The 25,379-nt window shown below is 72.5% G+C and carries 29 protein-coding genes and 1 riboswitch; of the genes, 14 read left to right on the forward strand and 15 right to left on the reverse strand.

Translation table 11 applies throughout. From position 1 onward, the window contains the following. The first annotated feature begins 32 nt into the window (after positions 1-32). Together E6U81_RS06900 and E6U81_RS06905 are read left to right on the forward strand one after the other, a co-directional pair. Positions 33-1,274, forward strand: a complete 1,242-nt coding sequence (locus E6U81_RS06900) for a serine hydrolase domain-containing protein (RefSeq protein WP_136229178.1) — start codon at positions 33-35, stop codon at positions 1,272-1,274. A gap of 246 nt (positions 1,275-1,520) precedes the next feature. Beyond that, positions 1,521-1,880, forward strand: a complete 360-nt coding sequence (locus tag E6U81_RS06905) for a hypothetical protein (protein ID WP_136229179.1) — start codon at positions 1,521-1,523, stop codon at positions 1,878-1,880. Between the two features lie 26 nt (positions 1,881-1,906). Here E6U81_RS06905 and E6U81_RS06910 read toward each other — a convergent pair whose 3' ends face one another. Then, positions 1,907-2,182, reverse strand: coding sequence for a DUF4031 domain-containing protein (locus E6U81_RS06910; RefSeq protein ID WP_136229180.1), 276 nt, complete (start codon positions 2,180-2,182; stop codon positions 1,907-1,909). A gap of 7 nt (positions 2,183-2,189) precedes the next feature. Next, on the reverse strand, positions 2,190-2,564 hold the full coding sequence (locus E6U81_RS06915) for a hypothetical protein (protein ID WP_136229181.1): 375 nt from the start codon (positions 2,562-2,564) through the stop codon (positions 2,190-2,192). Between the two features lie 1,111 nt (positions 2,565-3,675). Here E6U81_RS06915 and murQ point away from each other — a divergent pair. The 5 genes from murQ to E6U81_RS06940 are packed head-to-tail and all read left to right on the forward strand — an operon-like array spanning position 3,676 to position 7,702. Further along, positions 3,676-4,605 (forward strand): N-acetylmuramic acid 6-phosphate etherase, encoded by a 930-nt coding sequence (gene murQ / locus E6U81_RS06920; RefSeq protein WP_136229182.1) that lies wholly within the window; start codon positions 3,676-3,678, stop codon positions 4,603-4,605. Positions 4,606-4,635: 30 nt separating this feature from the next. Continuing rightward, the gene (locus E6U81_RS06925; protein ID WP_136229183.1) at positions 4,636-6,216 is read left to right on the forward strand and encodes a PTS transporter subunit EIIC; all 1,581 of its coding nucleotides are present in this window, start codon (positions 4,636-4,638) and stop codon (positions 6,214-6,216) included. 30 nt (positions 6,217-6,246) lie between these two features. After that, positions 6,247-6,645 carry a hypothetical protein gene (locus tag E6U81_RS06930; RefSeq protein WP_136229184.1) on the forward strand — a complete coding sequence of 133 codons (399 nt, stop codon included), beginning with the start codon at positions 6,247-6,249 and terminating at the stop codon, positions 6,643-6,645. Further along, entirely contained in the window at positions 6,642-7,229 is a 588-nt protein-coding gene (locus tag E6U81_RS06935; protein ID WP_136229185.1) for a GNAT family N-acetyltransferase, read from the forward strand. The genes E6U81_RS06930 and E6U81_RS06935 overlap by 4 nt, the downstream gene beginning before the upstream one ends. Before the next feature lie 8 nt (positions 7,230-7,237). After that, entirely contained in the window at positions 7,238-7,702 is a 465-nt protein-coding gene (locus E6U81_RS06940; protein WP_136229186.1) for a hypothetical protein, read from the forward strand. A gap of 30 nt (positions 7,703-7,732) precedes the next feature. Here the strand turns inward: E6U81_RS06940 and E6U81_RS06945 are convergent, their stop codons facing one another. Both E6U81_RS06945 and E6U81_RS06950 read right to left on the reverse strand, forming a co-directional pair. Next, the gene (locus E6U81_RS06945; protein ID WP_136229187.1) at positions 7,733-8,050 is read right to left on the reverse strand and encodes a hypothetical protein; all 318 of its coding nucleotides are present in this window, start codon (positions 8,048-8,050) and stop codon (positions 7,733-7,735) included. Next, complete coding sequence (locus E6U81_RS06950) at positions 8,047-8,265, reverse strand: hypothetical protein (RefSeq protein WP_136229188.1); 219 nt, start codon at positions 8,263-8,265, stop codon at positions 8,047-8,049. The genes E6U81_RS06945 and E6U81_RS06950 overlap by 4 nt, the downstream gene beginning before the upstream one ends. A 115-nt stretch (positions 8,266-8,380) precedes the next feature. On the opposite strand from E6U81_RS06950, the gene E6U81_RS06955 reads away from it, so the two are divergent. Together E6U81_RS06955 and E6U81_RS06960 are read left to right on the forward strand one after the other, a co-directional pair. Next, positions 8,381-9,217: a helix-turn-helix transcriptional regulator gene (locus E6U81_RS06955; protein ID WP_136229189.1), complete on the forward strand. Its 837-nt coding sequence runs from the start codon at positions 8,381-8,383 to the stop codon at positions 9,215-9,217. Then, complete coding sequence (locus E6U81_RS06960; RefSeq protein ID WP_136229190.1) at positions 9,201-9,425, forward strand: DUF397 domain-containing protein; 225 nt, start codon at positions 9,201-9,203, stop codon at positions 9,423-9,425. The genes E6U81_RS06955 and E6U81_RS06960 overlap by 17 nt, the downstream gene beginning before the upstream one ends. On the opposite strand, the gene E6U81_RS06965 is transcribed toward E6U81_RS06960, so the two are convergent. Together E6U81_RS06965 and E6U81_RS06970 are read right to left on the reverse strand one after the other, a co-directional pair. Continuing rightward, on the reverse strand, positions 9,412-10,821 hold the full coding sequence (locus E6U81_RS06965) for a PQQ-binding-like beta-propeller repeat protein (protein WP_136229191.1): 1,410 nt from the start codon (positions 10,819-10,821) through the stop codon (positions 9,412-9,414). The two genes, E6U81_RS06960 and E6U81_RS06965, sit on opposite strands and share 14 nt — an antisense overlap. Before the next feature lie 62 nt (positions 10,822-10,883). Continuing rightward, positions 10,884-12,065, reverse strand: coding sequence for a S8 family peptidase (locus tag E6U81_RS06970; RefSeq protein ID WP_136229192.1), 1,182 nt, complete (start codon positions 12,063-12,065; stop codon positions 10,884-10,886). Between the two features lie 386 nt (positions 12,066-12,451). Between E6U81_RS06970 and E6U81_RS06975 the strand changes: the two genes are divergently transcribed. Together E6U81_RS06975 and E6U81_RS06980 are read left to right on the forward strand one after the other, a co-directional pair. Continuing rightward, positions 12,452-12,805 (forward strand): protease inhibitor I9 family protein, encoded by a 354-nt coding sequence (locus E6U81_RS06975; RefSeq protein ID WP_136229193.1) that lies wholly within the window; start codon positions 12,452-12,454, stop codon positions 12,803-12,805. A 96-nt stretch (positions 12,806-12,901) separates the two neighbouring features. Continuing rightward, positions 12,902-14,581 carry a serine/threonine-protein kinase gene (locus tag E6U81_RS06980; RefSeq protein WP_136229194.1) on the forward strand — a complete coding sequence of 560 codons (1,680 nt, stop codon included), beginning with the start codon at positions 12,902-12,904 and terminating at the stop codon, positions 14,579-14,581. A gap of 21 nt (positions 14,582-14,602) precedes the next feature. On the opposite strand, the gene E6U81_RS06985 is transcribed toward E6U81_RS06980, so the two are convergent. From E6U81_RS06985 to E6U81_RS07000, 4 genes are all read right to left on the reverse strand, one after another. Further along, a complete protein-coding gene (locus E6U81_RS06985) occupies positions 14,603-14,785 on the reverse strand; it encodes a hypothetical protein (protein WP_051893959.1) in 183 nt (60 codons plus the stop codon). A 113-nt stretch (positions 14,786-14,898) separates the two neighbouring features. After that, the gene (locus E6U81_RS06990; protein ID WP_136229195.1) at positions 14,899-15,498 is read right to left on the reverse strand and encodes a phosphoribosylanthranilate isomerase; all 600 of its coding nucleotides are present in this window, start codon (positions 15,496-15,498) and stop codon (positions 14,899-14,901) included. Between the two features lie 38 nt (positions 15,499-15,536). After that, on the reverse strand, positions 15,537-16,100 hold the full coding sequence (locus E6U81_RS06995; protein WP_136229196.1) for a hypothetical protein: 564 nt from the start codon (positions 16,098-16,100) through the stop codon (positions 15,537-15,539). A gap of 7 nt (positions 16,101-16,107) precedes the next feature. Then, complete coding sequence (locus E6U81_RS07000) at positions 16,108-16,701, reverse strand: hypothetical protein (RefSeq protein ID WP_136229197.1); 594 nt, start codon at positions 16,699-16,701, stop codon at positions 16,108-16,110. Between the two features lie 161 nt (positions 16,702-16,862). Between E6U81_RS07000 and E6U81_RS07005 the strand changes: the two genes are divergently transcribed. After that, on the forward strand, positions 16,863-17,438 hold the full coding sequence (locus E6U81_RS07005; RefSeq protein WP_136229326.1) for a Uma2 family endonuclease: 576 nt from the start codon (positions 16,863-16,865) through the stop codon (positions 17,436-17,438). A gap of 87 nt (positions 17,439-17,525) precedes the next feature. Here E6U81_RS07005 and groL read toward each other — a convergent pair whose 3' ends face one another. The 4 genes from groL to thrC all read right to left on the reverse strand — a co-directional run bounded on the left by groL (position 17,526) and on the right by thrC (position 21,667). Continuing rightward, complete coding sequence (gene groL / locus E6U81_RS07010) at positions 17,526-19,145, reverse strand: chaperonin GroEL (RefSeq protein WP_030823434.1); 1,620 nt, start codon at positions 19,143-19,145, stop codon at positions 17,526-17,528. 317 nt (positions 19,146-19,462) lie between these two features. After that, the gene (locus E6U81_RS07015) at positions 19,463-19,669 is read right to left on the reverse strand and encodes a cold-shock protein (protein WP_030009783.1); all 207 of its coding nucleotides are present in this window, start codon (positions 19,667-19,669) and stop codon (positions 19,463-19,465) included. A 385-nt stretch (positions 19,670-20,054) separates the two neighbouring features. Further along, the gene (locus E6U81_RS07020) at positions 20,055-20,333 is read right to left on the reverse strand and encodes a MoaD/ThiS family protein (protein ID WP_030854668.1); all 279 of its coding nucleotides are present in this window, start codon (positions 20,331-20,333) and stop codon (positions 20,055-20,057) included. Positions 20,334-20,368: 35 nt separating this feature from the next. After that, entirely contained in the window at positions 20,369-21,667 is a 1,299-nt protein-coding gene (gene thrC, locus E6U81_RS07025; protein WP_078857899.1) for a threonine synthase, read from the reverse strand. Further along, a riboswitch (SAM riboswitch) is annotated at positions 21,661-21,818 on the reverse strand. It overlaps the preceding gene by 7 nt. 185 nt (positions 21,819-22,003) lie before the next feature. Here thrC and E6U81_RS07030 point away from each other — a divergent pair. Together E6U81_RS07030 and E6U81_RS07035 are read left to right on the forward strand one after the other, a co-directional pair. After that, positions 22,004-22,954, forward strand: a complete 951-nt coding sequence (locus E6U81_RS07030) for a glucosyl-3-phosphoglycerate synthase (RefSeq protein WP_136229327.1) — start codon at positions 22,004-22,006, stop codon at positions 22,952-22,954. Positions 22,955-23,001: 47 nt separating this feature from the next. After that, on the forward strand, positions 23,002-24,360 hold the full coding sequence (locus E6U81_RS07035) for a trehalose-6-phosphate synthase (RefSeq protein ID WP_136229198.1): 1,359 nt from the start codon (positions 23,002-23,004) through the stop codon (positions 24,358-24,360). 147 nt (positions 24,361-24,507) lie between these two features. On the opposite strand, the gene otsB is transcribed toward E6U81_RS07035, so the two are convergent. Next, complete coding sequence (otsB, locus tag E6U81_RS07040) at positions 24,508-25,356, reverse strand: trehalose-phosphatase (RefSeq protein ID WP_136229199.1); 849 nt, start codon at positions 25,354-25,356, stop codon at positions 24,508-24,510. Positions 25,357-25,379 lie beyond the last annotated feature (23 nt).

Genomic DNA, 25,379 nt, shown 5'->3' on the forward strand with positions numbered 1-25,379 from the left:
GCTCGGGGACGTGCCTCCAGAGGGGATCCTCCATGGGCCGGTACCGCACGCCCACCGTCCTGGCCGCCGCCTCGCTGCTGCTGACCGCACTGTGCGCGGGCCAGGCCCCGGCCGCCGCACCGCCGGGACGGGTCGGCATCGACGACGTGATCGCCGAGAAGCTCGACGACGCGATCACCACGGCCATGCGCGAGGCCGGCATCCCCGGTGTGGGAGTCGGCCTGTGGATCGACGGCGACGACGCCTACGTGCGCGCCTTCGGCACCTCCGACAAGACCACCGGCGTCCCCATCAAGACCGACATGCACACCCGCATCGGCAGCGTCACCAAGACCTTCGCCATCACCGGCGTCCTCCAGCTCGTCGACGACGGCAAGGTACGGCTCGACGCGCCGATCTCGACCTACCTCGACGGGGTGCCCGGCGGCGAGAAGATCACCGTCCGGCAGCTCGCCGAGATGCGCAGCGGCCTCTACAACTACACCGAGGACACTCGCTGGCTGGCCGCCCTCAAGGCCGACCCGTACCGCTCCTGGACCCCGCAGCAGCTGCTGGACATCGCCTTCCGGCACCCCGCCGAGTTCCCGCCGGGCGCGCGCTGGGAGTACTCCAACACCAACACCGTCCTGCTCGGCACGCTCGTCGAGAAGATCAGCGGCCGGCCCCTGCACACTTACCTGGAGCAGGAGGTCTTCGAACCGGCCGACCTGGAATCGACCTCGCTGCCCACCGGCGCGGAGATCACCAGCCCGTACGTGCACGGCTACACCAACTTCACCCCGGACGGCGCGACCGTCGACGCCTCCCGGTGGAACCCCTCCTGGGGCTGGGCGGCCGGCGCGATGATCTCCACCATCGACGACCTGCACTCCTGGGTCCCGACCCTGGTCAGCGGACGGCTGCCGGACGGCGACCGGATGCTGGAGCCCGCCACCCAGGCGCAGCGGCTGCGCATGCTGCCCACCGGGCACCCCGGGGTGGGCTACGGGCTCGGCATCGCCGACATCGCCGGCTGGATCGGCCACAACGGCGAGCTGCCCGGCTACGAGACCATCGCCGTCCGGCTCCCGCAGGACCGGGCCACCATGGTGATCGTCGTGAACTCCGACGTCGACGGGAAGTTCGGCAGCCTGAGCAGCCTCATCGCCAACGCGGTCACCGAGATCGTGACCCCGGAGCACGTCTGGTCGCTCCCGACGGCAGCCCAGCCCAACCCGGTCCCGCAGCCGTCCAAGCCCTCCACGCCGGCCCCGACGCCGGCCCCGAGCAGCTGAGCAGTCGGGCCGTTCGGGCCGACCCGTCGGCCCTTCGGCCCTGCCCCCCGTGACCTGCGGATTCCTAGACTCGCCGCATGATCGACAACAGGCTCCGCTTATCGCGCACTGTGCTGCCCTCCGCCGCCTGCCTCGCCCTCGCGGCCGCCGCTCTCATGCCGGTCGGGGCGCACGCCACCCCGACCGCGGCGACGGCCGGCGGCCGGCGGCACCACGCTGTCCCCGGCCGGACACCGCTTCTCCGCCGTGGCCGAGGGGCCCGTGGTGTTCGAGGCCGGCCCCATCGTGGTCACCTGCACGTCCTCTTCCACCCTCCCGGGTGCCGAAGGCCGCAACACCGTCCCGGACCGTCCCAGTCCCACCGGACCGGCGAGCGTCCGCATCAGCCCGCCCGGCTTCAAGGACTGCACCACCGACGCACCCGGGCTGCGGGTCTCCGTCGAGACCAACGAGCAGACCCGCCCCTGGCAGGTACTGCTCCGGCACGGCTCCCCCAGCACGGCCCGGCTGTCCACCCCCGCAGGCGGCTTCGTCCTGCGCACCAGCGGCCTGCTGGCCTGCACCGCGGTCGCCGCCCCGACCCGGCGCATCACGGTGGGTCCCTAGTGCTGTGACCGGCAAGGTTCATCGCACTAGGGGATATCGGCCGGGCGGCCCTTCGGGCGACGCAGGCCGGCCGCCGTGAGGCGGCGGACCAGTTCCTTGCTGCCGATCTCGACCGCGCCCGCGCGGACCGCGTCGGCGTAGCGGTACGAGGGCACGTCGTAGTGGTCCCGCTCGAAGGCCCGCGGCGGACAGCCGATGCCCGCGGCGAAGGCGTGCAGCTCCTCGTACGAGACGTCGCTGACCAGGTGGGACCACATGCGGCCGTGGCCCGGCCAGGTCGGCGGGTCGATGTAGACGGTCACCGGCGGCTCACCCGAGGCGGAGGACGGGACCCAGGCCGCCGACCGCGGCCACTCTCACGCCCGCCTCCGAACACACCCAGTGCGGGTCGGGTCCCAGCTCCGGCTCCACGTCCAGGGCGTGCGGATCACCGTGCGTGCAGACCGGGCACAACGGCCAGCGCCCGTACTTCTCCAGCAGCGAGTCCTGTACGTCCTGGGCGACGAGCCCCGGCAGGTAGTCGACCCCCTCCGGCCACTGCTCCACCCACCACCGGCGGTGCGTGACCGAGTCCTCGACGAGGGAGACGACATCGGCGTCGGCGACCTCACCTGCGGCGAGATCGGCGAGCACGAGTGCGCGGGCGACGTGCAGCGCCTGTTCCAGGGGGGTCGTTTGGTCCATGGGGACATTGTGGACCTGCCGGGTGCCGGTGAAGAAGGCCGGCCGGTCGTGGGCCCAATGGCGGATTGACCGCCACCCCGCCTGAAAATAGCTTTCGAACGTGACGAGGGAGCCGAGAGAGACCTCCGCCCGACATGGCCGGCGCCCCGGCGAAGGTGCTGCCCGGGACACGTCCGCCGGGGGCCCGGCAGTACGCCGCCCGGCCGCCGGCCGCGAAGACCTCGGCCGCACGGGCGGGGGCGTGACCGGGCCGCCGGTCCCCGTCCGCGGCCCGCGCGCCCACCCCGAAGCCGTCACCACCACGAACCCGGCCCTACGTGTCGCAGTCCGGGCCCCCCGCCCCCGCGGCGACCGCGCCGACCCGGGCCGAGCCGTGCGGAGCGCGTCGCGCACACCGGCCAGGCCCGGGTACGTCGAGCCCCGCCCGCCCGCGGCGCGCCACCGCACCTCGCCGCACGGGCCGCACGGGCCGCAGGATCTCCTGCGCCCCGGGACGCTTCCGGGCGGCCCTGCCTGCCCGGGCCGCCCCCGTGGCACCGGAGGCCGCGCCGCCCGCCACCCCGGGGGTCCCTCCCGGTCCGTGCAGTCCCACCCGCCCGGGCCGGCTCACCACCCTGCAGCACCAGCCGGTGGCCCTGCATGCCCCGGAAGACCCCACGGCACCGGACGCCGCACCGCAGGACGCCCGAGCGGGCGCCACCCCGCCGCGGACCCGAGCACGTGCCGCGAACGGCAGGATCCGCCGGTACCCGGTCCAGGCCGGGCACCGCACCGCACTGCCCCGGTGGGCCGCGGGGGCGTACGCCGGGCCGTGCCCCGCACCGCCACCTCGGCCCCACCGGGCCGACCCTGCGGCGCCCGGCGCCGTACCTCACCAGTCGGAGGGCCGCCCCGCACCGGACGGGCGCCACCACCACACGGCGGGACGCAGGCCCCGGAGCCGCCGGCCTCCACCTCGCGACACCCCCGCTCCCCGCCCGCGAGCCCCGGGCCGGTCCCGCACAACGGCCAGCCCCGCGACCGGAGGCACCGCCCGCGCGGGACCCTGCCGACGCGGGGCGCCACGACAACAGAAGCCCCACCCAACGCCGAACCGCCGGAGGCCCCCGCCATGACCGCGTACGCCGAACTCCGCGCCCAGCTGGAGACGCTGACCACCGAGGCCTTCCGCCCCGAACTCGCCGAGATCGACCGGCTGTCCACCCTCGACATCGCCCGCACCATGAACGCCGAGGACGCCACCGTCCCGGCCGCCGTCGCCGCCCGGCTGCCGCAGATCGCCGCCGCCATCGACGCGATCGCGGAGCGCATGGCCCGCGGCGGCCGCCTCGTCTACGCCGGAGCCGGCACGGCCGGCCGGATGGGCGTCCTGGACGCCAGCGAGTGCCCGCCCACCTTCAACACCGACCCGACCGACGTCGTCGGCCTGATCGCGGGCGGCCCCTCCGCGATGGTCAAGGCCGTCGAGGGCGCCGAGGACTCCAAGGAGCTGGCCGCCGAGGACCTGGCCGCGCTGCGCATCGGCCCGGACGACACCGTCATCGGCATCTCCGCCTCCGGCCGCACCCCCTACGCGATCGGCGCCGTCGAGTCCGCCCGCGCCCGCGGCGCGCTCACCGTGGGCCTGTCCTGCAACGCCGGCTCCGCGCTCGCCGCCGCGGCCGACCACGGCATCGAGGTCGTCGTCGGCCCCGAACTGCTCACGGGCTCCACCCGCCTCAAGGCCGGCACCGCGCAGAAGCTCGTCCTCAACCTCATCTCGACGATCACCATGATCCGCCTGGGCAAGACCTACGGGAACCTCATGGTCGACATGCGCTCCTCCAACGAGAAGCTGCGCGCCCGCGCCCGCCGCATCGTCGCCCTGGCCACCGGCGCCCCCGACGAGGAGATCGAGGCCGCGCTCACCGCCACCGGCGGCGAGGTCAAGAACGCCATCCTCGTCGTCCTCGGCGAGGTCGACGGCCCGGCCGCCGCCGAACTCCTCGCCGCCTCCCGCGGCCACCTCCGCGCGGCCCTCGCCCACGCCCGGACCCGCTGACCCCACCCCCTACGGCAAGGCGACCACGACATGCCCACGCAGCCCACGGAACCCTCCGACCCCTCCGACCCCACCAAGCCCACCAAGCCCACCAAGCCCACCAAGCCCACCGAGCCCACCGATAAAAACCGCGCCACAGCCGCCGCGATCCTCCCCCTCGTCGGCGGCCCGGACAACGTCACCTCGATCGCGCACTGCATGACCCGCCTGCGCATCGCGCTGCGCGACCGCTCGCTCGTCCAGGACGAGGCCCTCAAGGCCCTCCCGGCGGTCCTCGGCGTGGTGGAGGACGACACCTACCAGATCGTGCTCGGGCCGGGCGCGGTCGCCCGCGTCACCCCGGAGTTCGAGGCGCTGGTCGAAGAGGGCCGCTCGACGGCACCCCCCGCCCCCTCCCCCGCCTCCCCCCACCCGGTCACCGCGGACGAACTGGCCGCCCAGGGCGCGGCCCTGAAGGAGGCCCGGAAGGCGCGCAACGCGACTCCCTTCAAGCTGATGCTGCGCCGGATCGCGAACATCTTCGTGCCGCTGATCCCGGCCCTCATCGGCTGCGGGATCATCGCGGGCCTGAACGGCCTGCTCCTGAACCTGGGTTGGCTGCCCGGCGTCGTCCCCGCGCTCGCCGCCATCGCGTCCGGCTTCATGTCGCTGATCGCGGTGTTCGTCGGCTACAACACCGCCAAGGAATTCGGCGGCACCCCGATCCTGGGCGGCGCGGTCGCCGCGATCATCGTCTTCCCCGGCGTCGCGAAGATCACCGCCTTCGGTACGGAGCTCAGGCCCGGCCAGGGCGGCGTCCTGGGCGCTCTCGCCGCCGCACTCCTCGCCGTGTACGTCGAGAAGCGCTGCCGACGCCTGGTCCCGGAGGCCCTGGACGTCCTGGTCACCCCCACCCTCACGGTCCTGATCTCCGGCCTGGTCACCCTCTTCGGCCTGATGTTCCTCGCCGGTGAGGCCTCCGCCGCCATCGGCGCCTTCGCCGACGGGCTGCTGTCCACCGGCGGGGCGTTCGCGGGCCTGGTCCTGGGCGGGCTCTTCCTCCCGCTGGTGATGCTCGGCCTGCACCAGGCCCTGATCCCCATCCACACCACCCTCATCGAGCAGTCCGGCCACACCGTCCTGCTGCCGATCCTCGCCATGGCGGGCGCGGGCCAGGTCGGCGCGGCCCTCGCCGTCCACTGCCGGCTCCCGCGCAACGGCTCCCTGCGCGCCACCATCAAGTCGGCCCTCCCCGCGGGCTTCCTCGGCATCGGCGAACCGCTGATCTACGGCGTCTCCCTGCCGCTCGGCCGCCCCTTCGTCACCGCCTGCGTCGGCGGCGCGGCCGGCGGCGCCTTCGTCGGCCTCTTCAACCAGCTGGGCATCGCCTTCGGCTCCACCGCCATCGGCCCCTCCGGCTGGGCCCTCTTCCCCCTGCTGGACGGCACCTCGAACCCGGGCGTCACCGTCGCGATCTACGCGGGCGGCCTGCTGACCGGCTACCTCGTGGGCTTCGCCGCCACCTACTTCTTCGGCTTCACCAGCCAGATGCTGGCCGACCTCAACACCGGCCCCGACCCGGACACCCCGGACACGGTGTCCGGCCCCCCGAAGGAACGGGTCCTGACCTAGGCCGGGCGTGCCCCGAGGGAGACTGTCCGCATGAAACTCCCCGCCACGGCCGTCGGCGCCACCACCCGCGTCGACGTCGTCCGCATTCGCGTCGGCCCCGAACGGTGGGGCGAACCGATGACCGGCGACGTGACGGCCCGCTGGGAGGGCGCCGAGGCGTCCGGGACTCTGGCCCTGATCGGGAAGTTTCCCACCGCTCAGCAGAACCTCTGCGGCTTCGCCCCCGGCTGGGGCGTCCGCGCGTACGGCGCCGACCCGGCCGCACCGCCCCTCTTCGAAGCCGCGTTCTGCTACGGCTGCGACGAGGCCTGGCTCTGGGGACCGGCGGTTCCGCAAGGCCTGGGCCGCCAGTTGTTCGACTCGGACTCCCCCAACGCCCAGTACCTCCTGCTGCGCTTCCGCGAGGCGGCAGGGATGATCGGACCATGATCGATCCGATACCTCCCGTGGTCCCGGCCGGCCGGATGCGCGCACTCGCCCAGCCTGAACTCGCCCTCCCCGGCGGGATGCTGCTGCGCCCCTGGACCCCGTACGACGCCCCCACGCTCGTCGCGGCCCACGGGGACCCGGACATCCGGCACTGGAACCGCCCGAGCCGGCTGGACCTGGCCGGGGCCGAGGCCCGCATCGCCCTCTGGCACGACCGCTGGCAGGCGGAGAAGGCCGGGACCTGGGCGATCGCCCCCGAAGGCGGCCGGGCCGTCGGCCTGATCGGCCTGGCCGACATCGACCTGGCGGGCGGCAGCGGCGAGATCCTCTACTGGCTGCTCCCCGCCGGACGCGGCACCGGCGCCACCGTGAAGGCCACCGACCGCCTGGCCCGCTGGGCCTTCGACGACCTCGGCCTGCACCGCGTACGCATCACCCACTCCGTGGCCAACCCGGCGTCCTGCGCCATCGCGACGAAGGCCGGCTTCCTCCTGGAAGGAACCATGCGCGGCGCCCTCCTCCACGCGGACGGCTGGCACGACGAACACCTCCACGCCCGCCTGCGCACCGACCCCACCCCGTAGAGGACGGCATGGACACCTCAGTACTCCAGCAGACGCTGAACGTGACCATCGGGCACCTGGTCGTGCACCACGGGTACACGCCCTACATGCGCGACTACGAGCTCGTCATCTACGTGTGGGACGGACCCCAGGGTCCGAGCTACCGGCGGTATCTCTTCCGGTACTGCGTCGAGGCCCGATGCGAGACGTTCCTGCCCACGGATACCTGGCGGGCCTCCCTGGACGACCGCCTCCTCGACCGCGAGACCGCCGACCCCGACCTCGGCGGCTACGTGTGGGGCGCGAAGTACCACGAGATGTACGGAGCCGAGCTCCGTCGCGGGTCGGAGGCTGCCCACCGCTGGTCGAAGGCCATCGGGATCGACTTCCACGAAGTGCACATCGAGACCAACGCGCACGATCTGACCCTGCTCTTCTCGGAACTCGAAGTGAGCGAAGTCCCGGTCGGATACGCCCCCTTCGTAGCGGACTGAGGAACAGGGCTCCACCTGCGGCCCAGGTGGTCAGCGCCACGCAACCCGCATCACCTCCGGGGCGCGCAAGTCGTCGCGGTCGCCGGGGCCGTCGGCGCCCGGTCCGGAGATCAGCAGCCCGCACTCGTCCCGTACCGCGTCGTGGCGCGGATCGTCCTCCCCGTCGTGGACCGGGCTGAACTGCTGCCGCCCCGGCGGAGGGGTCGGCGGACCGCCCTTCCACCCGGCATCGGCGAAGCCCTTCTCCAGCCAGCACAGCTTCCATGCCAGCTCGAACTCCCAGCTCTGCGCCACCTCGAAGAAGCCCGCCAGCGCCGCCTCCACCCGGGGCCGGTCGCACGCGCTCACGGGTTGGCCCGCTCGTGGAGTACGGCGGCCAGCCGGAGGGCGGTGTCCAGGTTGCAGCGGCCCAGGTCGACCAGCGGCAGCCCGTACGTTCCGGCCGCCGAGACCCGTTCCACGCCCAGGGAGGGAAAGACGACGCCCACCCCGTCGAGGGCCTCCTTCAGTTCCCGCACGGCCTCCTCGGCCGCCCGGATCCGTTCCGTGGGGGTGAGCACCATGACATGTCACCTTTCTACTCTGAGTGGTCAGGTTCTGCACACAGAGTGGTGATCACCTGGCTAGCCTTTCAAGGAAGCACCGAGAACAACCCCACCTGTTGGCCTTGGAGTTGCCGTGGCAGGTAAGAACCTCGACCCTTCCTCCTCACCCCGCGCCCTACTCGGCGCCGAACTGCGCGTGGCGCGCGAGCGGGCGGGCATGAGCCAGGCCGAGTTGGGCGAACCGCTTTTCGTGAGCGGCTCGTTCATCGGCCAACTCGAAGCGGGCACGCGCCGGATGCACATCGAATTCGCCCGCCAGATCGACGACATCCTCGACACGAACGGCTTCTTCGCCCGCAACTGCGGCGCGGCGGCCAAGTCCAAGTACCCCGACCACTTCGCCGCCGCAGCCGAAGCGGAGGCTCTGGCGAAGGCCATCCGCGAGTACGCGCCCCAGCTGATCCCCGGGCTGCTCCAAACGGAGGCGTACGCGCGGGAGGTGTTCCGCGCCTACCAGCCGACCGCTCCCGAGTCCGTCATCGACGAGCTCGTCGAAAACCGGCTCGCGCGGGCCGCACTCCTGCGTGATCCAACCACGCCTCTGTTGTGGTGCGTCCTCGACGAGGCGGTTCTTCGGCGGGGCGGAGAGAACAAAGCGGTAGTGGCCGAGGCCCTGCGGCACGTTGCGACCCTGATCCGGTCGCACCGGATCATCGTGCAGGTGCTTCCGTTCAGCGCGGGACCACACGCCGCCATGGAGGGCTCGCTGAAGCTGATGTCCTTCGAGGACGCGCCTGCGCTCGCCTACGTTCAAGGCATCGGGATGGGCCAGTTGTTCGACGATCCGGCCACTGTCACGCACCACACCCTGGCCTACGATCTGCTCACGGCCAGCGCGCTGTCACCACGCAAGTCACTGGCCATGATCGAGTCGGTGGCGGAGGATTACGAACATGATCAGCACGCCTGAGTACGACCTGTCGGCGGCCGTATGGCACAAGTCGAGCTACAGCGGCGGAAGTGGCGGCGACTGCCTGGAGATGGCCACTTGGCCGGCGCCGACCCACAGCGGGGCCAGCGCCAGCGTCACGGTTCCCGTCCGGGACTCAAAGGTGCCGGACGGGCCCCACCTCACGTTCCGCGGGCCCGCCTGGAAGGCGTTCCTCACCAGCCTGTGACCCGCTTCAGGGCCACGTACGACGGCAGTTCACCCGCCGGGTCCAGGTTCACGAACGTGTAGCCCTCGGTGCCCGTCGGGTAGATCTCGAACCGGCGGCCCAGCGGGACGTCCCGCAGGATCGTGGGCTCGGCCTTCGGCCTGCCCGTGGTGCCGGCCAGGTGCCACAGGTGCGTCCGCGCGGCGGTCGACGTCACCACGTCGACCCCGCCCGGGGCGCGGCCCCGCGCCAGGCCGAGGACCGTGGCCCCGTCGAGCCCGGCGTGCCATGCGCGGCGGCCGTCCAGCAAGGAGTACGCGGAGATCCCCGGGACCCTGCCCTTCACCGGGAGGACCAGCAGGTCACCGCTGACCAGCGGGCCCGGTTCGGCGAGGAGGTCCTCCTCCGGGCCCGCCACCGGGACCGCGCCGCGCTCGCGCCCCGCGTCGTCGAACAGCCGCACCGCGTCCCCCGCGCGCAGCGCGATCGGGTGCGCCGACAGCAGCCGCAGCTCACCCGCAGGGATCCGCAGCGGGGTCTGCCAGGCCGGGGTACCGGTCCGCGCGTCCAGTGACGTCAGCCGCGCGGTGCCGGTGCCCGTACCGGCGCCCGGGCAGTCCTCCACGTACAGGACCCGGTCGGCGGCGCCGTCGAGCGCGCGGGCCCGGCAGTCGGCCGGGACGGGCATCCGCCAGCGTTCTTCGCCGCTCCGCAGGTCCAGGCCGAGGAGGGCGCCGTCCGCCACGACGACGGCCGTGGCGTCCACGACCGCGACGGCCGGTGCGTCCCCGGCGGCGGGCGGGGCGGCCGGGAGGTCCTTCGCCCACAGCTCCTCGTCCTGCTTCAGGTCCACGGCCGAGACCCGCGTGCCGCAGCCGCCCGGGGCCCGTGCGGCCGCGACGAGCCCGACGTCGTGCGCGGTGGTCCGGCTCAGAGCGCAGAAGGCAGTGCCCCCGGGAGCGGCCCGCCCTCCGGCCGAGCGGCCCTCACCGTTGTAGATGTGCAGCCCGTCGGTGCGGGCCCGTACGAGTCCCGCCCCGGGGAGCTGCCAGGCGCCGATCGGCCGGGCGGGCTCCGGGTTCTCCGCCTGCCACCACGTCCACACGTACGCCTGCGGGCCGCGCATCCACGCGTACCCCTGCCAGGCCGGCCACAGCGCGGCCAGCGCGACGGCCGCCGCCAGCCAGCGGACCGCCGCGCCCCGGGAACCGGCGCGCCCGCGCGCCAGCAGTGCGTACGCGAGGACCCCCAGGGCCGGGGTGAGCAGGAGCAGCCATCCCCGGCCGCGGGTCCAGTCCACGGAGACCAACTGGCTCAGCAGGAACAGGTACAGGACGGTCACGGCGGCGACGGCGGTGCCGGAGACGAACAGGGCGCGCGGCAGCCACCGCGCGCCCTGGAGTGTGCTGTTGTTCATGATCCCCCTCGGGCGCAGCCTAGTCGGCGCGCCCGGAAGGAAGACCGGTCACCGGGGCCCGGTCAGAGGCCGTTGGTGAACAGCAGCTTGTCGGGGCCGTTGTCGCTGAGGTTCTGGATGACGTCCTCGGTGGCCTCGTTCTTCAGGAAGTTCGCCACCTCGACCGGACGGGCGGTGGGGTGCGCGGCCTTGTAGAGGGCGGCGACGCCGGTGACGTGCGGGGCGGCCATGGAGGTGCCGTTCAGGGACACCGTGCCGCCGCCGAGGCGGGCGGAGAGGATGTCCTGGCCGGGGGCGTAGAGGTCGAGGAGCTCACCCCAGTTGGAGAAGTCGGTCTCCTGGTCGAAGCGGTTGGTCGCGCCGACGGTCACCGCGTTGGGGGTGGAGGCGGGCGAGACCAGGCGGGCGTCCCGGTTGTCGTTGCCGGCCGCGACGATCGGCAGGACGCCCCGGTCGAACAGGGCGGCGGTGGCGTTGTTGACCGGCTCCAAGCGGTCCCCGCCGAGCGAGGCGTTCAGGACGGCGGGCTGGCGGGCGTTCGCGGCAACCCAGTCCAGGCCGGCGATGATCCCCGACCAGGAACCCCGGTTGTCGCAGCCGAGGACGCGGACGCTGACGAGGGTCACCTTGTGCGCCACGCCGACGTTCGCGCCGCCGACCGTGCCCGCGACGTGCGTGCCGTGGCCGTTGCAGTCCTGGCCGTTGCGGCCGTCCCCGATCGCGTCGAAGCCGAAGAGCGCCCGGCCGCCGAACTCGGGGTGGCGGTAGTCGATCCCGCTGTCGAGGATGAACGCGGTCACGCCCTGCCCGTTGGTGTTGAGGCTGAACTCGTTGTCGAGCGGCAGGAAGCGCTGGTCGATGCGGTCCAGGCCCCAGGAGTTCGCGGGTGCCTTGGTGGCGACCCCGGCCGGCGGCGCCGGCGGGCCGGTCACCTGCCCGTCCTGCGCCACGGACAGCACGCCGCGGGTGTGCCGGACGGCCTTCAGCTGCTTCTCGGTGAGGGCGGCGGCGAAGCCGTTGAGCGCCGTCTCGTAGGTGAACTTCGCCTTCACCCCGACGGAGTCCGCGACCTCCACGGGATCGACGGACTTGGCGAGGGTGACGATGTAGCTGCCGGCGATGGCGTTCGTGGAGGTGATCAGCGGCGCCGGGGTCGGCTCCGGTCCGGCGGCGGAGGCCGTACCGGCCGCCACCGGGGTGACGGTGAGCAGGGCGGCGGTGGCGAGGCGGGCGAGCAGGCGCATGAAAGGGAGCTCCCTTGCGGGGTGGAGGGGGTGGAGGGGCGGAAAAGACGGCATGGGGGAGCCGCGCCCGCGGCGTCGAACACCTCCGCGGGAGCGGCCCCTCCTTGCATCGGGCGGCGGCTCGGCGGGGCTTGAACCGCGGCCCCCGCCCGGCCCAGCCGCCCGCGGCGCCGACAACACGGCGCGTCGACACGCTGCAGAAAGGGTTAGCCGCTTCTGCCGCCGGGCCCGTCGCCCGGAGCCGCCCGGCCGGTGCCGGCCCGGGAAAGATCACCCGTACGGTCCGCCGCCACCCCAGGGGGGCGCACAGCCGGTGCGCCGCCCGTGCGCCCGCCACACCCCCGGACGTCGTTGACCCGCACCGCGGCGCGTGATGGCCTCCCCCCATGCGCATCCTCCTGAGCCGAGCGGGCCGAGCCCTGCCCGTGGTCGCGGCCGCCGCCGCGCTGGCCGCCGTCACCGCCCTGCCCGTGGCCACGGCCACCGCCGCCGTGGCCTCGCCCGTGGCCCGTGCGGCCGTCGGCGACGAAGCCCCGTACATCGTCACCGTGCACAAGGACGTCGACCCGGCGACGGTGGCCCGGATGGTCGGGGCCTCCCCGGACTACGTCTACCGCACCGCCCTGCACGGCTTCTCCGCCCGGCTGAGCCCCGGCCAGGTCGCGGCCCTGCACGTCATCCCCGGTGTGGAGTCCGTACAGGAGGACGGCGGCGTGTCCTCCTTCGGCACAGCCGGCTGACCGGAGCGCCTCCCCGGCACGGTCCGCCCCCGACCCGGCGCTTAGGGTTGCGTGGATCAACTCACCGGTTGGTCACGGGGGACCGGGGGGAGACCGATGAACAGCGCGACCGATGTGTTCCAGCCGCTGCGGGCCGACGATCCGCAGACCGTGGGCGGCTACCGCCTCGCCGCCCGGCTGGGCTCGGGAGGCATGGGCCGGGTGTACCTGTCGCACACCCAGGGCGGCCGCCCCGTCGCGATCAAGGTGGTGCATCCCGAGCTGGCGGAGGACCCGACCTTCCGGCGGCGCTTCCGCCGGGAGGTGGAGGCCGCGCGGCGGGTCCGGGGCGCGTACACGGCCGAGCTGATCGATGCCGACGCGGAGGCGACGCCGCCGTGGCTGGCCACCGTCTACGTGCCCGGCCCCTCGCTGTCGGAGGCCGTCGCCCGGCGCGGGCCGCTGCCCGACGCCGCGGTGGTGTGGCTGATGGCGGGCGTGGCCGAGGCCCTCGTCGCCGTCCACGGCGCGGGCATCGTGCACCGGGACCTGAAGCCGTCGAACGTGCTGCTGGCCGCCGACGGGCCCCGGGTCATCGACTTCGGCATCTCGCAAGCCTCCGGCCTGACGGCCACCGCCACGGGCAACACCATCGGCACGCCCCAGTACATGGCCCCCGAGCAGGGGCTGGCGGGCGAGACCACGCCGGCCACCGACGTCTTCGCGCTGGGGCAGACCGCGGCGTTCGCGGCGCTGGGCAAGCCGCTGTACGGGGACGGGCCGTCCATGACCGTGCTGTTCCGGATCGTGCACTCCAAGCCCGACCTGACCCTGCTGCCGGAGCCGCTGCGCCCGCTGTTCGCGCTGTGCCTGGCCACCCAACCGGAGGAGCGGGCCACCCCGGCGGAGGTCCTGGCGTGGTGCCGCGCGTACCTGGGCGAGGAGGCCACCGCGGGCGGCGGACCGGCCGTCTGGCGGGAGGTGGCCGGCCTGGAGCAGGAGATACCGGAGCCGCTCGCACGGCCCGCCGCGGCGGGCACGGCACCGGGGAGCGGCACCTCGGGCGGCGCGGGACCCGTGACGGCCGCCCCCGCGGGAGCCGCGGCGCAGGAAGCGGGACACCTCACCACCGCCCCGGCCGGAGTCGCGGCGTCGTCGGCGACTCCGGCCGGGGCGGCCGTGTCGGCAGCGGCGACGGCCCGGGTGCGGCGGCGACGGGCCTCCCGGATCGTCACCGTGGCGGCGGCGACGGGCGCGCTGACGCTCGGGGGCCTGGGCTGGAAGCTCTTGGACATGACGGACCGGGACGCCGAACGCGAGGCGACCGCGGCCCGATCGGCCGCTCTGACACCGTCGGCCGTGCCCACCCCCACGCCCACCCCGACGCCGAGCGCGTCCCAGCCGCCCAAGCCCGTCCCCTACCCGGGCCTGAAGCTGAACGAGGAGAACTCGATCAGCATCAAGGAGCCCGTCCAGCACGACGACGGCGACCGCACGGGGGACATCCGCATGGAGTGCGGGCTGGCCAGCGGCTGCACGATGAAGAGCGACGCGGTCGTGTTCTCCATGCCCGAGAAGGCGGGCACCGGAAATCTCGAAACGTGCCGCGAACAGCTCGCCAACGCCCGACAGAACAAGCTGACTCTGCACGTCATGGCGGCCGGCAGCGAGGTGTGCATGAAGCACCCGTCCGGTGACATCGCGCTGTTCGTCATCGGCATCAAGTCGGCCCCGGGCCTGTCGAAGGACCCCAGCTGGATCAGGGCCGACATGACGGTCTGGCGCGCGGCCTCCTGACGCAGGGCGTCGAGCCTGCGCTCACGCCGCCCGCTGCGGAGCGTCCGCGTCGAGAGCCACGACGAGGAAGGCGTCCCGGTCGAGGTCCATCACCACGGTCGCCCGCTGGCCCCGCTCCCGGCACCTGGCCGCGTACTCCTCGGCGGGCCAACTGCCGTAAGGGTCACCGGCGGGAAAGGAGTTCAGCACCTTCGTACGGCGCACGGCTTCCACCTCCTGCTGCTGAACGGCGATCCGTCCTCACCGCCCGGATGCCCCGCCCGCAGCGTCCCATGCGCCGCCGACGGGGATCGTGGCGGCAACACCAGGGGTGTTGGCTAGCCGCGAGCCGCCTCGACGAAGGCGCGGATCAGCTCCGGCGACTTCACGCCGCGTTCCCGCTCGACGCCGCTGGACACGTCCACGCCCCACGCACCGGTGGCGGCGAGCGCCTCGCGCACGTTGCCCGGCTTCAGCCCGCCGGCCAGCAGCCACCGGCCGTCGGGCGCGGTGAAGTCCGCCGAGCCCCAGTTCCACGGCCTGCCGGAGCCCGGGTCGGGGGCGTCGAGCAGCAGCAGGTCCTCGCCGTACTCACCGCAGCGCTCCACGCGCCGGGCCGTGGCCCGCAGCAGGGTGCGGCCCGCGGCGCGCAGCGCCGCGAAGTCCTCGGGGCCCTCCTCGCCGTGCAGCTGTACGCCCCGTACGCCGCTCTCCTCCGCGAAGCGGCGCACCTCCTCGACGGACTGCCCGCGGAACACCCCGACGGTCAGCACCCTGTCCGGCACCCGGGCCGCCAGCTCGCGCGCGGTGGCGGCGTCGACCGTACGGGGGCTGCCGGGCGCGAACACGAAGCCGACGGCATCGGCCCCGGCCGCCACCGCGGCATCGACGTCCGGCGCGGTCCTGAGCCCGCAGATCTTGACGAAGAGGTCAGCCATGCGTCCAGCCTATGCGGACCCGGACGGCCGGGCTTCGCTCACCGCCCCACCTGCACAGGACCGAGCACGGTCCCGCCGACGAAGGCCGCGAGATGGGCGGCGCCCGCGTCGTCGGCGGTCACGAAGTGCACGTACACGGTGTGCCGCCCGTCGGGATGCGCCTCGTTGAGGTCCAGCTCCACCCGCTGGTTCGTCGGGTCGGCCGACGAGGACGGTATCCCGGGCACGTCCGGCCAGGCCCCCCGCCACAGCATCGTGGCCGCCCCGCCGCGCAGCGCCCGCAGGAACGCCTGCTCCACCGGCCCGGGAGCCGCGTACGCGTCGACGGTCAGCGGCAGCGCCGCCGCAAGTTCGCGGTCGTCGCGCGGCAGTTCGGCACCCAGGTACCAGGTGTCCGCCGCCGCCCAGTAGTCCGACGGATCGAACATCCCCGCCGGCAGCAGCGCCGCCATCCCCCGTGCCTCGGCGACGCTCTCGGTCCGCGCGCACAGCCACATCTCCGGCTCCAGCGGCCGCATCCGCCCGCACAGCAGCCGGGCCCGCCGGTACGCCTCGGCGAGGTCGTCGGTCCGGTAGACGGGGTACGCCCGCGAACTCCCCATCCCGCCCTCAGCCCTGCTCCGGCTCGCCCAGCACGGCCCCGCCGATCGCGGCGGCGAGCCGCTCGGCCCGGCCGGGGTCGCCGTGCTTGGTCACGTGGACGTAGAGCGTGTGGACCCCGGTGACCTGCCGGCACCATTGGCTCTCGTCGCTGTTGAGGACGAGCTGCACACCGTCGTAGGCGGGTGAGGGGTACGAGCCGAACTCGGGCTCGTCGGGCCAGTGGCCCTCCCACCGCACCGAGGCCGGCCCGGCGCCCACGGCCCGGACGAAGCCCTCGTCGCTGACCCCGACCGGCAGCTCCTCCACGGCGCAATGGAGCGGGAGCTCTGCAGCCAGCTCGGTGTCGGCGGCCGTCGCCACGTCCAGAGTGAAGTAGAGGGTCTCGCCCGTCGCCGGATCGCTGCGCCCCTCCACGTAGTCGTGGATCGCATCCGGCAGCAGCCCCGCCAGCCGCCGCAGGTCCGCGACCGTCAGCGCCACGGCGCCCACGTACACCTGCGCGTACCTCTCGGCCAGCAGCTCGCACAGATGTCGCGCCTTGGCATAGGCCTCGGCCGGATCGGCGGTGCGCAGCACGGGATAAGCGACGGAGTTCCCCATGGCCGTACGGTCACACGCCCCCACCCGCCCCGGCCAGCGGTTTTCACCGCCCGATCGGGGAGACCGCGCCGAGGGCCGGGCAGGGCCCCGGCCGCGGCACTAGCCTGAAACGAGGCACGGGCTCAGCGCTGCACGCCATCCGGAGGAATACGGTGACCATCATGATCGAGCGGGCCACACCCATAGAGACGTCGCCGGCGCCACCGGACTTCGAGGACCTTCTGCGCACGGTCGCGGAGATGGACACGCCAGACGGCTTCAAGGCCGAGCTCATCCGGGGGAAGATCGTCGTGTCACCGTTTTCGAGGCTGCGTTACTCCCGTCGCATGCGCCTGCTGCGCGAGCAGCTGCAGGCGCACGTGCCCGAGGGGCACTTCGCGGATACCTCCCCCTTCCTCTTCCGGTTCCCGGACGCGAAGCGCGGCTACGGGCCCGATCTGTACGTCGCGGACGAGGCGGCCTTCGAGGAGGACGGGCTGCACGCGGACGGAGCGGCGCTCTCCCTGGTGGGAGAGTTCACCTCCGTCTCCACCAAGGACGCCGACTGGAACGAGAAGCTCGACGTCTACGGACGCCTCGTTCCGATCTACCTGGTGGTCGACATGCAGGACGCGGAGATCACCTGCTTCCACGATCCGTCGCCCCACGGCTACCGCGCCCGCACGACGGTGTCCTTCGGTGAGCCGCTGCCCGTCCCGGCGCCGTTCGGCTTCACTGTCGACACGACCGGCTTCTGAGGACTCCGCGGGCCCGGGAACGCCCGAGGGCGGCACCCCCGTGGGGGTGCCGCCCTCGTTCGAGAACAGCCGATCGACCAAGGTCGATCAGAAGTCCATGTCACCGCCCGGCATGCCACCCGGAGCGGCCGCGGCCTTCTCCGGCTTGTCGGCGATGACGGCCTCGGTGGTCAGGAACAGCGCGGCGATCGACGCGGCGTTCTGCAGCGCGGAGCGCGTGACCTTCGCCGGGTCGATGATGCCCTCGGCGATCATGTCGACGTACTCGCCGGTCGCGGCGTTCAGGCCGTGACCGATCGGGAGGTTGCGCACCTTCTCGACGACGACGCCACCCTCGAGACCACCGTTGACGGCGATCTGCTTGAGCGGGGCCTCCAGGGCGAGCTTCACGGCGTTGGCGCCGGTCGCCTCGTCACCCTCGAGCTCCAGCTTCTCGAAGACCGCGGAGGCCTGCAGCAGGGCCACGCCACCACCGGCGACGATGCCCTCCTCGACGGCCGCCTTCGCGTTGCGAACGGCGTCCTCGATGCGGTGCTTGCGCTCCTTGAGCTCGACCTCGGTCGCGGCACCGGCCTTGATGACGGCCACGCCGCCGGCCAGCTTCGCGAGGCGCTCCTGGAGCTTCTCGCGGTCGTAGTCCGAGTCGGAGTTCTCGATCTCGGCGCGGATCTGGTTCACGCGACCGGCGACCTGGTCGCTGTCACCGGCACCGTCGACGATGGTGGTCTCGTCCTTGGTGATGACGACCTTGCGGGCGCGGCCGAGCAGGTCGAGACCGGCGTTCTCCAGCTTGAGGCCGACCTCCTCGGAGATGACCGTGCCGCCCGTGAGGATGGCGATGTCACCGAGCATGGCCTTGCGGCGGTCGCCGAAGCCCGGGGCCTTGACGGCGACGGACTTGAAGGTGCCACGGATCTTGTTGACGACCAGGGTCGACAGGGCCTCGCCCTCGACGTCCTCGGCGATGATCAGCAGCGGCTTGCCGGACTGCATGACCTTCTCCAGGAGCGGCAGCAGGTCCTTGACCGAGCCGATCTTGGAGTTGACGATCAGGATGTACGGGTCGTCCAGGGACGACTCCATGCGCTCCATGTCGGTGGCGAAGTACGCCGAGATGTAGCCCTTGTCGAAGCGCATACCCTCGGTGAGCTCCAGCTCCAGACCGAAGGTCTGGGACTCCTCGACGGTGATGACGCCTTCCTTGCCGACCTTGTCCATGGCCTCGGCGATGAGCTCGCCGATCTGGGTGTCGGCGGCGGAGATGGAGGCCGTCGAAGCGATCTGCTCCTTGGTCTCGACGTCCTTGGCCTGGGCGAGCAGGGCGGCGGAGACGGCCTCGACGGCCTTCTCGATACCACGCTTGAGGGCCATCGGGTTGGCACCGGCGGCCACGTTGCGCAGGCCCTCGCGGACGAGCGCCTGGGCCAGGACGGTGGCCGTGGTCGTACCGTCGCCGGCGACGTCGTCCGTCTTCTTGGCGACTTCCTTGACCAGCTCGGCGCCGATCTTCTCGTACGGGTCCTCGAGCTCGATCTCCTTGGCGATGGAGACACCATCGTTGGTGATCGTGGGGGCGCCCCACTTCTTCTCAAGGACGACGTTGCGACCCTTGGGGCCAAGGGTGACCTTGACGGCGTCGGCGAGCTGGTTCATCCCACGCTCGAGGCCGCGGCGGGCCTCCTCGTCGAACGCAATGATCTTGGCCATCTGAAGTGGTCCTCCCGGACAGCGGTGGATTGCTCCCAGGACCGCGCCCGCGCCCGCGACGGACGGCCTGCGTGCCCGGCGGTTCCTTCCCACCGGACCCTGCGGGCCTCACCGACCCGGTCCTCGTTTCAGTAGCACTCTCACTCGTAGAGTGCTAACGCCAATGATTAGCACTCGACCCCCTGGAGTGCAAGCGGCTTCGACGAAGGCCCAGGTGACACGCGAGGGGCCCACATCCCGTGTCCGGGATGTGGGCCCCTCGTAGGTCTTCCGGGTCTTCGACGGAAGACCGAGCGTCTGTGGTCGATGCTCCGGGACTAGCCGAGCGCGAGCTTGACCATGTCCGCCTGCGGACCCTTCTGGCCCTGCGAGATCTCGAACTCGACCCGCTGACCCTCTTCAAGGGTGCGGTACCCGTCCATCTGGATGGCGCTGTAGTGGACGAACACATCCGCACCACCGTCGACCGCGATGAAGCCGTAGCCCTTCTCCGCGTTGAACCACTTGACGGTGCCCTGAGCCATGCCTAACTCCCCTATTACTGGCCCTTGCGCGGGAACGCACTTCGCGTTACCGGGTCAGAACTTGCGTCGGAACGCTTCGACCGAGGCTGAATGTATCTGCGCGAGTGCTGTCTGCAACAGGTCAATCCGACGAGAATTCTGGACACCGAGAAACATTGAAATAGAGTGAAAATTTGACATATTCCAGGGCAACTCGGGCCGGGCAAATTTCGCCAAAGCCCCATACCGCACCTGCACATTGACCCGATGTCGACCCTCACGCGACCCGTTCATATGCGGCGGGCAAGTCCAGCGGAGGGGACTTCCCCAACTCTACCGTGCCCAATCAAGCAGAATTACCCCCTCCGCTTTTAGCGGAGGGGGTAATTTCGGTTTACCGGGAGGGTCAGCAGCCGCCCGCGACGGCCGGAATGATCGAGACGCCGGCGCCGTCCGGCGTCACCGCCGCCAGCCCGCCCTCGAAGCGCACGTCGTCGTCGTTGACATAGACGTTCACGAATCGGCGGAGCTTGCCCTGGTCGTCCAGGACGCGCGCGGCGATGCCCGGGTGGTTCTTCTCCAGGGACTCGATGACCTCGGCGAGGGTCGCGCCCTCGGCCGGGACCTCGGCCTGACCGCCGGTGTAGGTGCGCAGGATGGTGGGGATGCGGACGTTGACGCTCATGGCGCTACTGCCTTTCCGGGAGTGAGGAGATGTGGTCAGGCCAGGCCGGCGGCGCGGAACGCGTCCAGGCTGGGGCGGATGGTGGCGGTCTGCCCGCTGTCCGCGGCCACCGCCTCCAGGGTCTTGAGGCCGTCACCGGTGTTGAGGACGACGGTGGTCAGCGCCGGGTCGAGCTGCCCGTTCTCGATGAGCTTCTTCGTCACGCCGACGGTCACGCCGCCCGCGGTCTCGGCGAAGATGCCCTCGGTCTGCGCGAGGATCTTGATGGCCTCGACGACCTGCTCGTCGGTCACGTCCTCGACGAAGCCGCCGGTGCGGCGCGCGATGTCCAGGACGTACGGGCCGTCCGCCGGGTTGCCGATCGCGAGGGACTTGGCGATGGTGTTCGGCTTCTGCGGGCGGACCACGTCGTGACCGGCCTTGAAGGCGGTCGACACCGGGGAGCAGCCCTCGGCCTGGGCACCGAAGATCTTGTACGGCTTGTCCTCGACGAGGCCGAGCCTGATGAGCTCCTGCAGGCCCTTGTCGATCTTCGTGAGCTGCGAGCCGGACGCGATCGGGATGACGATCTGGTCGGGCAGCTGCCAGCCGAGCTGCTCGCAGATCTCGTACGCCAGGGTCTTGGAGCCCTCGCCGTAGTACGGGCGGAGGTTGACGTTGACGAAGCCCCAGCCCTCGCCCAGCGGGTCGCCGATGAGCTCGGAGCAGAAGCGGTTGACGTCGTCGTAGTTGCCCTCGATGCCGACCAGGTCGCCGCCGTACACACCGGCCATGACGACCTTGCCCTGCTCCAGGTCGTGCGGGATGAACACGCAGGAGCGGAAGCCGGCCCGGGCGGCCGCCGCGCCCACGGCGCCGGCCAGGTTGCCGGTGGAGGAGCAGGACAGGGTGGTGAAGCCGAAGGCGCGGGCGGCCTCGACGGCGATGGCCACGACGCGGTCCTTGAAGGAGTGCGTCGGGTTGCCGGAGTCGTCCTTGACGTACAGCTTGCCGGTGACGCCCAGCTCCTTGGCCAGGTTGGCCGCGTCGACGAGCTTGGTGAAGCCGGGGTTCAGGCTCGGCTTGGACGCCACGTCCGCAGGGACGGGCAGCAGCGGCGCATAACGCCAGATGTTGTTGGGGCCGGCTTCGATCGCGGCGCGCAGGGCCTCGGGGTCACCGGTGGGAAGCTCGTAGGCGACTTCCAGAGGTCCGAAGCACTCGGCGCACGCGAAGATGGGACCGAGCTCGAAGCGGGTACCGCACTCGCGACAGGAAAGGCCCGTGGCAGGTCCGAGATCGACAGAGGTGGCGACAGTCTGTGCAGCCATGATGGCGAGGCCCTTTCTCCTCATCTTCCCCATGGCGCATTTCGCCATGAGACGGAATTGGCACCTTCCCTAGCCGGGGACCTCGCTGACGAGCGCTGCTGCGCGATCGCGAGAACCGACTGGAGGGTTGCCGGGGCTTCAACGGGCCGTGTCCCTCTGCCCCTCTGGATGAGCGGTATGGCACCGGCACACGCGCTCTGTGGCGCGCCGGTGCGTTTGTACGCGGGGGACCCCGGCATGCGGTGGTCCTTCGCGTTGTTCAAGACTGTAACCGAAGGGGCGGGCGGTTGAGACAGCCGTCCGAACCGCGAGATGGATCACATAACGGACGATAACGCCGACGAGCAGGGAGTGCTGAGGGTGCTGGAAGAGGTGGAGCGATGGCTGGCCGACCGCTCCTGGTCCGCCGCCGACCGACCGCTCGACCAGCTGCTCGACCTCAAACGGGCGGCCGGGACCACGGTCAGCGTGGTGCTGCCCGCGCTGGACGAGGAGGCGACGGTCGGCGCGATCGTCGAGGTCATCCGGCGTGAGCTGATCGAGGGACTGCCGGTCCCGCTCGTGGACGAGCTGGTCGTGGTCGACTCGGGCTCGGCCGACCGGACCGCCGAGGTCGCGGCGAAGGCCGGGGCCCGGGTGGTGCACCGCGACGAGATCCTGCCGAGGATCCCGGCACTGCCCGGCAAGGGCGAGGTGCTGTGGCGCTCGCTGCTGGCCACCACCGGCGACATCGTCTGCTTCGTCGACGCCGACCTGCGGGACTTCTCGGCCTCCTTCGTCTCCGGGATCGTGGGCCCGCTGCTGACCGACCCCGGCGTGCAGTTCGTCAAGGCCATGTACGACAGGCCGCTGGGGGACGCCCCCGGCCAGGGCGGACGGGTCACCGAGCTGGTCGCCCGCCCGCTGCTGAACCTGCACTGGCCGCAGCTGGCCGGCTTCGTCCAGCCGCTGGGCGGCGAGTACGCCGTACGGCGCTCCCTGCTGGAGCGGCTGCCGTTCCCCGTCGGCTACGGCGTCGAGCTGGGCCTGCTGGTGGACGCCCTGCACACGGTCGGGCTGGACGCGCTCGCCCAGGTGGACGTGGGCGTACGCCTCCACCGCCATCAGGGCGGGCAGGCGCTCGGCCGGATGGCCGCGGCGATCTACCGCACGGCCCAGGTACGGCTCTCGCGCGGGCACCTCGTACGGCCGGAGCTGACGCAGTTCGAGCGGGGACCGGAGGGCTTCGTACCGCGCACCTACGCCGTGGACACCGAGGAGCGGCCGCCGATGCTGGGCGTGGCGGAGTACGGCCGGCGCCACGTGGCGTGACCGTGTCCATACGTTTGAGCGAGCGCGGGCCGGGCTAGGTTCGGCGCATGGCTTCTCAGGTACTCGTCGCGGCGAACCGCGGCCCGCTCTCCTACGCCCTCTCCGACGACGGCACGCTCAGTGCCCGGCGCGGCGGGGGCGGTCTCGTCTCCGGACTCTCGGCGGCCCTCGCGGAGCAGCCGGGGGCGCTGTGGATCTGCGCGGCGCTGTCGGACGCGGACCGGGAGGCGGTCCGGCGGGACGTCTCCGAGCCCGGCGTCCGGATGCTGGACATCGATCCCACGATGTACGACGACGCGTACAACGGCATCGCGAACTCGGTGCTGTGGTTCACCCACCACCACCTGTACGACGTGCCGCGCGAGCCGGTCTTCGACGCGGAGTTCCGGCGCCGCTGGGCCTCGTACACCGCGTACAACGAGGCCTTCGCGCGCGCCCTCGCCGAGGAGGCGGAGCAGGGGGCCCGCGTGCTGGTGCAGGACTACCACCTGGCGCTGGTCCCGGGGCAGCTGCGGGAGCTGCGGCCGGACCTGCGGATCGCGCACTTCACGCACACGCCGTGGGCCTCGCGGGAGTTCCTGGAGATGCTCCCGGCCGACGTCGCGGAGCAGTTGGTGCGGGGGATGCTCGGGGCTGACGTGGTGGGCTTCCACACCCGGGCCTGGGCCGACGCCTTCGTAAGCGCCGCGCACGAGGAGGGCGGACGGCGCGCGGCCGTCTTCCCGCTGGGCGTGGACGCGGACGAGCTGCGGGCGCTGGCGCACCGGCCGGAGGTGGACGAGAAGCTGGCCGAGCTGCGGGCGGAGGTCGCGGGCCGCAGGACGATCGCCCGGGTGGACCGGACGGAGCTGTCGAAGAACATCCTGCGCGGGCTGCACGCCTACCGGGAGCTGCTGACGGTCCACCCCGAGTGGCGCGGCCGCGTGGTGCACCTGGCCTCGGCATACCCGTCGCGGCAGGACCTGAAGGTGTACCGGGACTACACGGCGGCCGTCTCGGAGCTTGCCGCGGAGATCAACGCGGAGTTCGGCACGGAGGACTGGCAGCCGGTGCTGGTGTCGGTGAAGGACGACTTCGCGCGGTCGCTGGCGGTCTACCGGATGGCGGACGTGGCCCTGGTGAACCCGGTGCGGGACGGGATGAACCTGGTGGCCAAGGAGATCCCGGTGGTGTCGGAGGCGGGGTGCGCGGTGGTGCTGTCGACGGGGGCGGGGGCGTACGAGGAGCTCCGCGGGGACGCGCTGACGGTGAACCCGTACGACGTGTCGGCGACGGCGGAGGCGCTGCACACGGCGCTGTCCATGCCGGATGAGGAGCGTGCGGAGCGCACCAAGCGCCTGGCGGCGGCCGCGACGGCCCTCCCCCCGTCGGCCTGGCTCACGGCCCAGCTCGCCGCCTTGGCCTGATCCACTGCCGGGGCTCCGCCCCGGACCCCGCGCCTCAATCGCCGGCGGGGCTGGATTTTCCAGCCGTCCGGCGTCTGGGGACCGCGTCCGGGCAGCGCCCGGGTGTCAGCGTCGCCCGGGGGCGGCGTCGCGCCCGGCAGCGGACGGTCAGCCCCGCAGGGCGGCGGCCAGGGCGGCCAGGAAGGCGGCCACGGAGCCCGGTCCGGGGAGGACCAGGTCGGCGCGGGCGGCGAGTTCGGGGACCTCGGCCGAGCCGCTGCACACCAGCAGCCCCGGCAGGCCGTCGGCCCTGCGCTTCTCGACGGCCGAGTACGCGGCGAGGTCGCCCAGGTCGTCCCCGGCGTACAGCACCGTCTCCGCGTCCCGCTCCGCCAGGAACTCCGTCAGAGCCACGCCCTTGTCCATTCCCGGGGGCCGCAGCTCCAGCACGGCCCGTCCCGGTTCGACCATCAGGCCGTGCCGGGCGGCCAGGTCCGTGAGGGGTTCGCGCAGTGCCGCGAAGGCCGCCGCCGGGTCCTGCGCCCGCCGGGTGTGGACGGCGAGTGCCCGGCCCTTCTCCTCGATCCAGGTGCCGCGCCAGGCCCCGATGGAGTCCAGGAACCCGGGCAGCTCGGCCCGTACAGCCGCCACTCCGGGGTGCTCGGCGGGTGCGTGGACGATGCCGGACACGGCGTCCCAGCGTTCGGCGCCGTAGTGGCCGAGGACGACGAGGTGCTCCAGTCCGGGCACCCCGGCGAAGCCGCCGTAGCGGACGGCGACGCCCGCGGGCCGCCCGGTGACCACGGCCACCGAGTCCACCTCGGGGGCGAGCGCAGAGAGCGCGGGAACGGCTTCGGGATGTGCCCGGGCCTGGTCCGGGTCCGGGACGATGTCGGCGAGGGTGCCGTCGAAGTCCAGGGCGACCACGGACCGGCGGGGTGCGCGAAGCAGGGCTTCGAGTCCCTCGCGTCCGGCTGCGGTGACGGGCATCGGCAGATCGTGCGGATGGCTCCCCATACGCACGACCCTAACGGCCCGGC

Source organism: Streptomyces sp. A0592, from assembly GCF_004795115.1.
Classification (GTDB): Bacteria; Actinomycetota; Actinomycetes; order Streptomycetales; family Streptomycetaceae; genus Streptomyces; species Streptomyces erythrochromogenes.